The sequence below is a fragment of the uncultured Campylobacter sp. genome, from assembly GCF_937973075.1.
Taxonomy (GTDB): Bacteria; Campylobacterota; Campylobacteria; order Campylobacterales; family Campylobacteraceae; genus Campylobacter_B.
Genome location: NZ_CALBWL010000075.1, coordinates 23,688 through 32,121 on the forward strand (window position 1 = coordinate 23,688; position 8,434 = coordinate 32,121).

The 8,434-nt window shown below is 43.7% G+C and carries 10 protein-coding genes and 1 pseudogene; 5 read left to right on the forward strand and 6 right to left on the reverse strand.

Annotated features, from left to right (window positions below):
* Positions 1 to 23 precede the first annotated feature (23 nt).
* Positions 24 to 1,325, forward strand: a complete 1,302-nt coding sequence (locus Q0274_RS10505; protein ID WP_298029544.1) for an HlyD family type I secretion periplasmic adaptor subunit — start codon at positions 24 to 26, stop codon at positions 1,323 to 1,325.
* A 907-nt stretch (positions 1,326 to 2,232) separates the two neighbouring features.
* On the opposite strand, the gene Q0274_RS10510 is transcribed toward Q0274_RS10505, so the two are convergent.
* Positions 2,233 to 2,670: a formate--tetrahydrofolate ligase gene (locus Q0274_RS10510; RefSeq protein WP_298029546.1), complete on the reverse strand. Its 438-nt coding sequence runs from the start codon at positions 2,668 to 2,670 to the stop codon at positions 2,233 to 2,235.
* A complete protein-coding gene (locus Q0274_RS10515) occupies positions 2,643 to 2,909 on the reverse strand; it encodes a formate--tetrahydrofolate ligase (RefSeq protein ID WP_298029547.1) in 267 nt (88 codons plus the stop codon). The genes Q0274_RS10510 and Q0274_RS10515 overlap by 28 nt, the downstream gene beginning before the upstream one ends.
* A 157-nt stretch (positions 2,910 to 3,066) precedes the next feature.
* Between Q0274_RS10515 and Q0274_RS10520 the strand changes: the two genes are divergently transcribed.
* From Q0274_RS10520 to Q0274_RS10530, 3 genes are read left to right on the forward strand one after another with little or no spacing between them, the layout of a single operon-like run.
* Positions 3,067 to 3,669 carry a TetR/AcrR family transcriptional regulator gene (locus Q0274_RS10520; protein WP_177387686.1) on the forward strand — a complete coding sequence of 201 codons (603 nt, stop codon included), beginning with the start codon at positions 3,067 to 3,069 and terminating at the stop codon, positions 3,667 to 3,669.
* Between the two features lie 18 nt (positions 3,670 to 3,687).
* A complete protein-coding gene (locus tag Q0274_RS10525; protein WP_298029549.1) occupies positions 3,688 to 4,461 on the forward strand; it encodes an EFR1 family ferrodoxin in 774 nt (257 codons plus the stop codon).
* Positions 4,458 to 4,904 carry a DUF2141 domain-containing protein gene (locus tag Q0274_RS10530; RefSeq protein WP_298029551.1) on the forward strand — a complete coding sequence of 149 codons (447 nt, stop codon included), beginning with the start codon at positions 4,458 to 4,460 and terminating at the stop codon, positions 4,902 to 4,904. Before Q0274_RS10525 ends, Q0274_RS10530 begins: the two co-directional genes overlap by 4 nt.
* An 85-nt stretch (positions 4,905 to 4,989) precedes the next feature.
* Here Q0274_RS10530 and Q0274_RS10535 read toward each other — a convergent pair whose 3' ends face one another.
* From Q0274_RS10535 to Q0274_RS11160, 4 genes and pseudogenes are all read right to left on the reverse strand, one after another.
* On the reverse strand, positions 4,990 to 5,256 hold the full coding sequence (locus Q0274_RS10535; protein ID WP_297964001.1) for a hypothetical protein: 267 nt from the start codon (positions 5,254 to 5,256) through the stop codon (positions 4,990 to 4,992).
* 44 nt (positions 5,257 to 5,300) lie between these two features.
* Positions 5,301 to 5,744, reverse strand: a pseudogene (locus tag Q0274_RS11155) (pseudouridine synthase); the annotation flags it as partial.
* Between the two features lie 6 nt (positions 5,745 to 5,750).
* Positions 5,751 to 5,978, reverse strand: a complete 228-nt coding sequence (locus tag Q0274_RS10545) for a citrate/2-methylcitrate synthase (protein ID WP_367271926.1) — start codon at positions 5,976 to 5,978, stop codon at positions 5,751 to 5,753.
* Entirely contained in the window at positions 5,917 to 6,123 is a 207-nt protein-coding gene (locus tag Q0274_RS11160) for a hypothetical protein (RefSeq protein ID WP_367271927.1), read from the reverse strand. The genes Q0274_RS10545 and Q0274_RS11160 overlap by 62 nt, the downstream gene beginning before the upstream one ends.
* Before the next feature lie 119 nt (positions 6,124 to 6,242).
* On the opposite strand from Q0274_RS11160, the gene Q0274_RS10550 reads away from it, so the two are divergent.
* Complete coding sequence (locus tag Q0274_RS10550) at positions 6,243 to 7,850, forward strand: TolC family protein (RefSeq protein WP_298029556.1); 1,608 nt, start codon at positions 6,243 to 6,245, stop codon at positions 7,848 to 7,850.
* Positions 7,851 to 8,434 lie beyond the last annotated feature (584 nt).

Below are 8,434 nucleotides of genomic sequence, written 5' to 3' on the forward strand. Positions count from 1 at the left end.
AAAAAAATGATCGGATCTAAACAATGCTAAAAATTTTCAAAAGAATAGAAGATGATTCAAACGAGTTTAAGCCTCTTTTAATCGAGATAGAGGATGCTCCGCAAAACCCTTTGGGAAGATCTATCTTATGGATAGCTTGCGGGGCTTTGATATTTGCCGTGCTGTGGATGGTATTTGCTAAAGTAGATATCGTAGTAAGCGCTAACGGCAAGGTCGTGCCCGACGGAGAGATTAAAATTTTAAAATCTCTCGAAAGCGGCGTCGTCTCTAAAATTTTAGTAAAAGAGGGCGATAGAGTAAAAAAGGGCGATCATCTCATCCTGATCGATCCTAGCGTCTCTACGGTAAATTTATCCACCAAGCAAGAGAGCCTAGCCCTACTTGAATACTCGATAAAAAGGCTTGATGCTCTAAGCTCGGGCAAAAGCTTAGATGCCAATATCAGCGCGGACGAGCTTAGCTTATACAATACGCAAAAATCAAACTACGAAGAGAGCATAAACGTCTATAATCTAAAAATGCAAGCGCTGCAAATGGGGATAAACTCTACTAATTTAGAGGTCGAGAGGCTAAGCGGAATTTTAAAGATAGATGAAGCGCGGCTAAGCAATCTAAATAAAGTAAAAGATATAATAGCGCGCAGGGATCTATATGAGCTCAAATCCAAGGTAATCGAGCTAAGCTCCAATCTTAAAATTTCAAAAGAGAAGCTTGCCGAGCAAAGGGCAAATTTAGATGAGCTAGCCAAAGAGCTTGAGGCCTTTAAAAGCCAAAGCATATCAAAGTGGCTTGATGAGATGCTAGCCAAACAAAAGGAAGCAAGCTCGCTAAAAGCGGAGATCAACGCGATCTTGTTTCAAACCAGGCAGCAGATCATCTCCTCTCCCGTTGACGGCTTTGTAGGAAAGCTACTCGTAAATACGCAAGGAACCGCCATCACAAATCAAGAAAATTTAATCTCTATAGTGCCTAGCGATAAGCCTTTAATCATCAAAGCAAACGTGCTTAATAAAGACATAGGCTATCTGGAAAACAATCAAAGCGTAGCGATTAAGGTTCAGACCTTTGACTTTCAAAAATATGGCAAGTTAGAAGGCAAGCTCATCCACATAGCAAACGATGCGATAAATGATGAGAAGCTGGGAGAGATTTACGAAGTAAAGATCAGGCCCGATTCTACATTTTTGATCGTAGATGGGATCAAAAAGGAGATCGAGCCCGGTATGAGCGTAACTGCCGAAGTAAAAGTGGGCAAAAGACGGGTAATAGAGCTATTTATCTATCCCGTCATCAAATACCTAGACGAAGGACTTAGCGTAAGGTAGGGAAGGAGGGCAGGCGGCTATTTACCGTTTTTTATTTGTTCAAATATGACTTGAAATTTTAGAACGGATACAAGAATTTCTAGATTTTTTAGTAAGTAATCGTTTTTGCCGCTATTGGTCTTTTATCATAATCTATCATCAAATCCCCTACTCATATAAAAATTTGGCGCATTTCCCCCCTTTATTCTTATGAAGTATTTAAAATTTAAAATCGCTTTACCATATCGAATTTCAAGGTCTTTTGGCGCTCCAAATTTTAAAATTTTACTTCGCAGCACTGCAAAATACAAAGCCCAAAATCAAATACAAGACGCGATATAAAATAGGTAGCTATTCAAAGGCTAACAAACACTAAAGCAGCCATCCATCAGATTATGGAGCAAACAAATGGTATAGGAATATCAAAGAGCAACGAAAAGATAAAATAGCGAACAAAAGGATAAAGTAGACATCCTAAAAGCTTTATGCACCCATAACACTAAAAGCAAGCATCAAAGCTTAATAGTTGCAGCGAAAAACATCTCATAGTATTAAAAGAAGTCATAGAGAGCATTGCAACAACAAAGAACAATATCTTTTAGGCTTATAGCTTTTATAGTTATGATGATTAAAAAATACGCGGGTGTGTTTTTAAATTTACGTGTAGCTGTAATATACAAAAAATACTACCCAAAAAAGATAACCCTCATAAAGCGCTAAAACGTCTCAAACAAACCCAATGGAGCAAAAAATGGCGGAACGACATATCATATTATCCGTCAAGAGCCTATCGCCTCTTGACGGATATCCCCAGCCCTAGGGCATTTATAGCTTGCATATGGTACGCTTCATGGCGTAAAATGAGACGGGTGGGAAAGCAGATGGGACGATCGCTTTACGGAATTTGTTCTATTTGCTTGCCTATTTGCTATTGTGTTACGCTTTCTCTGTCATAATTTTCGCCGACGACGATATTCGAGATGCGCTCTTTCAATTCCGAGATCGTGCGCAAGAGACAGACGATCGCCATGATTTCGCTTGCGACGGAAATGCAAAAGCGATCTCCCTGTGGCACTCCGTTCATTCTGCCGCCGAGTCCGACGATGCTGCGCAGTTCGCGGTCGTTGAGATCGACGCACCGCTTCCACGAAATCGTGCGGGGATCTATTTTGAGTTCGTTGCCGTGATGAATGTGATTATCGACCAGAGCCGCAATCAAATTGTTTGCTATGGAAATCGCATGGATATCGCCGGTAAAGTGCAGATTGATTTCTTCCATCGTAACAATCTGCGCCCTTCCGCTACCGCACGCACCACCCTTTATGCCGAAGCAGGGGCCTAAAGACGGCTCTCTGAGCGCAAGCACCGTTTTTTCCCGATCCTATTGAGTGCATCGGCAAGCCCTATCGAAACGGTCGACTTTCCCTCCCCCGTACTCGTCGGCGTTACGGCGGTAACGAGGATGAGGCGCGCGCTTGCGTCCAGAGCGCGTTTTCGTAAAGCACGAAGCGTTTCTGCGATGAGTTTCGCTTTGTACTGTCCGAACGGTTCGATTCCGTCCGTATCAATGCCGATGCGCTGTGCGATGTCCGCGATCGGAAGCATTCGATTTTTTTTGCGCTATTTCGATATCCGACAACATAACATAATTATATGCGCGAACGCGGGCTTTTGTAAATCGCTTTACACGACGCTTTAAACTTGACAATGTAAAGTTTTTACGCTATTATCTTGACACTGTAAAGATTAAAAGGGAGTACTTATGCAAAAATTGAATTTGCCGTATCACCGCGAAGGATTAAAAAATCTTTTAATCGAAAAAGGTATCGAAATCGTCAATACCGACGGGCTACAGTCTTTTTCGCTGAGAAAAGCGGCGACGGCCTGCAAGGTAAGCCATGCCGCCCCATACAGTCATTTTCACAACAAAGAAGAATTGCTCAACGCGATGCAGCTGCACATCACTGAGCGCTTTTCGAAAACGCTCGAAGCCGCGATCGCCGAAAACAAAAAGCCTTCCGAATTGTTAAAAAATTTGGGCACGGCCTATGTTTCTTTTTTTATTGAAAATCCCGCCTATTTTCAATTTTTGTATTCAAAGTCGGACATAAAGGTCGATTTAACTTTATCCGTGCCGGATGAAGAAAACTATGCGCCTTTTATCCTGTATAAAAACAGCGTCCTGTCATTGCTTACGCAAAATAAAGTCCCGAAAAAAAAGCAAATCGATATTTTAATAACGATATGGGCTTTTATTCACGGACTTACGGCGTTGGCGACAATGAAAAACGTGTGCTACGACAAAAATTGGAAAGAAAAAATCGGCGATTTTATGGACGTGCTCGAGCCGTCATTTTTAAAGTAAGGGCACAAGAGGTACGATATGAACGGAATGTATTTCAGCGGAACGGGAAACACAAAATACTGTACGGAAGCGTTTGCACAAGCGACCGGCGGCAGGGCTTGCAGCATGGAATCGGACGAAGCGCTTGAAATCTTACGCGCATCGGATGAAATCGCGCTCGGTTATCCTATTTATTTCAGCGATATCCCGCGCATTGTAAAAGCGTTTATTTTAAAACATGCCGATATGTTCCGCGGAAAGCGCGTTTTTGTGATCGCAACGATGGGCCTTTTCAGCGGAGACGGCGCGGGGCTTGCGGCCAGGCTGCTCCGAAAATGCGGAGCCGCCGTTACCGGAGGCTTACATCTGCACATGCCGGATTGTATCGCCGATGTAAAGCTTTTAAAAAAAACGCCGAAAGAAAACAGGGGGCTCATAGCGGCGGCGCAAAAAAAGATTTTGCAAGCGGCGGAAGGCATAAAGCGGGGAATCTATCCGAAAGATGGCTTATCGTTTTTTCACAGAATCGCAGGCTTATTCGGCCAGCGCCTGTGGTTTAAAATGCATGCGAAAAAACTGACCGAACGGCTCAAAATCAAAACGGACCGCTGCATCGGCTGCGGCATATGCGCGGCACACTGCCCGACAAAGTCATTATATATCGAAAACAGTAAAGCCGTGTTTTATCCCGGAAACTGCACGATATGCTACCGCTGCATAAACAACTGCCCGGCGAAGGCGATCACGCTTATCGGTACGGACGTATTCGAGCAGTGCCGCTTTGACAATTATGCAAAAAAGGAAACACTATGAAAAAACTGTTCACTTTATTTTTATGCGCGATGATTTTCAACCCGTCGTATTCCCTGTATTCCCAAACGGCGGACGGCGAAGTGTTCTTTGACACGGAAATCGTCGTTACCGGCATAAAAGAAAAGTCGGGAACAATCGTTATCAGTATCCACGATTCCTCCGAAAGTTTTCGCAAACGTCTTCCGTATAGAACCGCCGAAACGGCAGCTGACGGGGAAAAGGCGGTATATCGCATACGGCTCAAAGCCGGAGAGTATGCGTTTTGCGTTTATCACGACGTCAACGGCGACGGAAAACTGAATACGAACGCGATCGGCATACCGAAAGAGCCGTTCGGATTCAGCAATTACGACGGCAAAGGCCCGCCCGGCAACTTCAAAAAACACAAGGTTTTTATAGACGGCACGGCGACGGTAACCATCCCCTTGGTAAAAATGAATTAATCCTTAAAATCAACGTTTCGGCAGTCGCACAATCCGCACTCAAAGAACAATTGGGCGTACAGTGCTGAAACGCGCGCGCAAGTTCTCAAATTCGGTATAGCAGTTCGATTTCGTCTTCGGAAAGTTCATGCCAATCGCCTTTCGCGAAGCTTTCGTCCAGCCGAAGCGCGCCGATCGCGATGCGCTTCAGATAGACGACTTCGTTTCCGAGCGCGGAAAAGATGCGCTTTACTTCGTGAAATTTTCCTTCACAGATCGTAAGCGTACATTCGTCTTTTTCATCGCCGCTGCCGAGCCACACGAGCTCCGCGCTTTTGCAGTCGGCTTCTTTTTCTCTTCCTTCAGGCTCCATGTGCATGCCTTGCGCACATTTGCAAACGTATGCCGCCCCTTCTTCGCTTCGAACTTTTTTGCTAGGCGCACAACATACGTTTTTCCGTATTCGCTTTTCGGAGCAGTGATGCGGTGCGTGAGCGCTCCATCGGTCGTCAGAATAAGTAAACCTTCGGTATCGCAGTCGAGCCTTCCGATCGTATGCAGATTTTCTTCGAAAAAAGGCGTGCGGTATGGATCGCCTAGCAAATCGAAAACCGTTTCGTAAAGCCCGTCGCGCTTTGCACACACGAATCCCGAAGGCTTATGCATCATGAGATAGACGGCTTTGCGAACTTCGATTCTTTTGCCCCGTACGGCGACGACATCGTTCTCGTCATCGATGCGGATCGATGCGTCGGATACGCTGTTACCGTTTACCGTCACGGCGCCCGAGCGGAGCAGTTTTTTTACGGAAGAGCGGGAACCCAAGCCCCCGTGAGACAGTAATTTGTCGAGGCGGATCATAAGCGCCTACTTTATGCGCTTTTCGATCGGAACGTAATCGCGCACGTCGCACACGTTTTTGTACGCCGGCCGGTAAATTCTGCCGCCTGCGACGATCTCTTCGATGCGGTGCGCGCTCCAGCCCGCAATGCGCGAAATCGCAAAAATGGGCGTGTAGAGTTCACGCGGGATATTAAGCATCGAATACACAAAGCCGGAATAAAAATCGACGTTCGGGCAGATCTTTTTTTTCACCTTCGTGCACTTCGGCAAGCACGTCGGGAGAAATTTTCGCGATAAGGTCATAGAGGCGGAATTCCGCTTCGCACTTTTTTTCTTTTGTAAGCTTGGAAGCCTTTTCGTGCAAAAGCACCGCCCTCGGATCGTCGATCGTATACACCGCGTGCCTCGGTCTTTAAATTTTAAGACGGCAAACTTAAAATTTCCTCATCCGTTTTATAAAATTTTAATCCCCTTTCGTATAAAATGCATTAAAATTTCATTTATAAAGAGCTTGCTTTGAATAAATTTGCGATTACCCCTATTCTAATCACCTTGGCTTTAACTATCGGTGCGGATTTCTTAAACGCAGCGAATAAATTTAGCTCCGCTTCATCAAAACCTGCCTCAAATAAAACGTCTACTCAAAACCAAGCAGCCGCGCAAAACACTCAAAGCGCCTTAGAAAAATATCTCTCTACCCCGGAGGTAGGTTCTAAACAAGATAGCTCGCAAGACGCCTCTAAGAATTCAAGTTCCAAAGCTAAAGCCGAAGCCGAAACTAAAACCCCTACTAAAATTTATAGACTAGATAGATCAAAAATACGGGATATAAATCAAAAAAGACTAGACGGAGAACTTGATTCAAATTTTAAAGCGGGCCCAAGCTCCTTCTCCTTCGACGCCTTATTAGAGCATACTTTAGCTAATTCTCCGAGTTTAAATTTAACTAGACTCGATGTGCAAAGCGCACGCAACGAGCTTGAGTATCAAAAGGCCTCACGCTATCCAGAGCTTGGTATCAATGCCAATAGCGAATACGCCAAACGCTACGGCGCCCGCTATAATTCCGTGCAGATTGGCGACGATAGTCTAGTCTCGCAAAGCGGCTATGGAGATTCCCTCTCTTTAGTACTACGTCAAGATATATTTAAATTCGGCGCGGATGAGTTAGCCATAGAAGCTGCCGAAGAGAATATCAAACAAGCAGATCTTAAAAGATGCTCTTCGTATATGGACGGCTCGATTAAGCTTCTGGAGCTTTACGACGAGGCGCTCGGATATAAAAATAGAATAGAAATTTATGAGCGGTTAAAAGATGCCTACGAGATGCTTTATATCTACGAAAAGAGGCTATCGGGCGCAGGCGAGCTAAGCAAAACCGTCCTGGCAGATCAAGCCATAGCATTAGCCGATACTAGCTATGAATTATCTCAACTACAGCTTAATGCCAATAACGCCTTAAATAAAATTTACTCGCTTTCTGGAGTTAAAATTCCAAACGTGTTTTATCTCTCGGATCTGGGCGGGGCTAATAGTATTAACTCAGACTTCGTACCCTTTGAAGATAGCGTAATCGCTAAAGGATTTGATCATGAGCTAGCCGCAAATGAGCTGAGTATGAAATCGCAAGAAAGACTTTATTATCCTACCGTTTCGCTATATGGCAGGTACGATCTTTACGGCAGCGACAGAGACGACTTTAGTCGCGCAAGAAAGGATGTCAAAAGACATGGATATAGAGCGGGCCTTACGGTGCATATGAGCCTGTTTGACGGAGGCAAGCGCGCCGCGCAGATCAAAGAAAAGCAGATAAATAAAGAAAGAATTTTATCTAAAAAGGAAGAAGCTAGATTAGAATACGAAAAGCAGATCGCTGATCTTAAACTATTTCTATCCAAAAAGGACGAATACAATAAGATATTATCTAACTCCTCTAAAATTTCAAAAGATATCCTAACTATGCAAAAGAGATTAAATGCCGGTAACGAAAGCTCAAAGATAGATGTCTTAAACTCCCTAATAGCTTCTTTAAAAAAGGAGCTAGCTCTTAAAGAACATGCGCAAAAAGCTAGCTTTAATATCAAAAAGGCGGAGCTAATGTCAAGATATGGAAGGTGTGAGTAGGCGCTTGGTAGCCAAGTGACGGTTTGGCAGTTAGCCCAATAGATAGTTTAAGTGGTTATAGCGTTTTAACATAGCGTCTTGCATTTGGCTTTAGGCTTTTTATTTTGCTGCGCTGGGAAGTAAAATTTTAAAATTTAGAGTAGTAAAGAACCTTGAAATTTGATATGGCAAAGCAGTTTTAAATTTTAAATATACCGTAAGAATAAAAGGGTAAAATGCGGCGAAATTTTTATATGAGTAGGGGATTTGATGAGAGATTGCGATAAAGGGCCAATAGCAGCGAAAAGCTCTTTATAACGCAAGCGCTAAAACGGATAAACGCTCTGCTGAGCAAGCTCTAATAAAACAGATCCTACTTCCCACTATATATTTATGAGCGCATAGGCGGATATAAACATATCGCGGTATAATCCGAGAATTAAATTTTAAGGAGTAGAAAATGGCGTTTGTAGCGGAATATATTTCGAAAGAGGACTTGAAGAAATATGATATTATAAATCGTGTAGATCAGTGCTTGGCAAAATATCATTATAATCCACAAAAACCCTATCAAATAAAGTGGTTGAATTGGGTTATTGACAGGC

Excerpts from the sequence above, each read along its gene's own strand:
- Q0274_RS10520 (WP_177387686.1), top strand. The coding sequence starts at position 3,067 with ATGCAAAAATTGAATTTGCCGTATCACCGCGAAGGATTAAAAAATCTT.
- Q0274_RS10515 (WP_298029547.1), bottom strand. The coding sequence starts at position 2,909 with ATGCTTCCGATCGCGGACATCGCACAGCGCATCGGCATTGATACGGAC.
- Q0274_RS10535 (WP_297964001.1), bottom strand. The coding sequence starts at position 5,256 with ATGGAGCCTGAAGGAAGAGAAAAAGAAGCCGACTGCAAAAGCGCGGAG.
- Q0274_RS10525 (WP_298029549.1), top strand. The coding sequence starts at position 3,688 with ATGAACGGAATGTATTTCAGCGGAACGGGAAACACAAAATACTGTACG.
- Q0274_RS10530 (WP_298029551.1), top strand. The coding sequence starts at position 4,458 with ATGAAAAAACTGTTCACTTTATTTTTATGCGCGATGATTTTCAACCCG.
- Q0274_RS10505 (WP_298029544.1), top strand. The coding sequence starts at position 24 with ATGCTAAAAATTTTCAAAAGAATAGAAGATGATTCAAACGAGTTTAAG.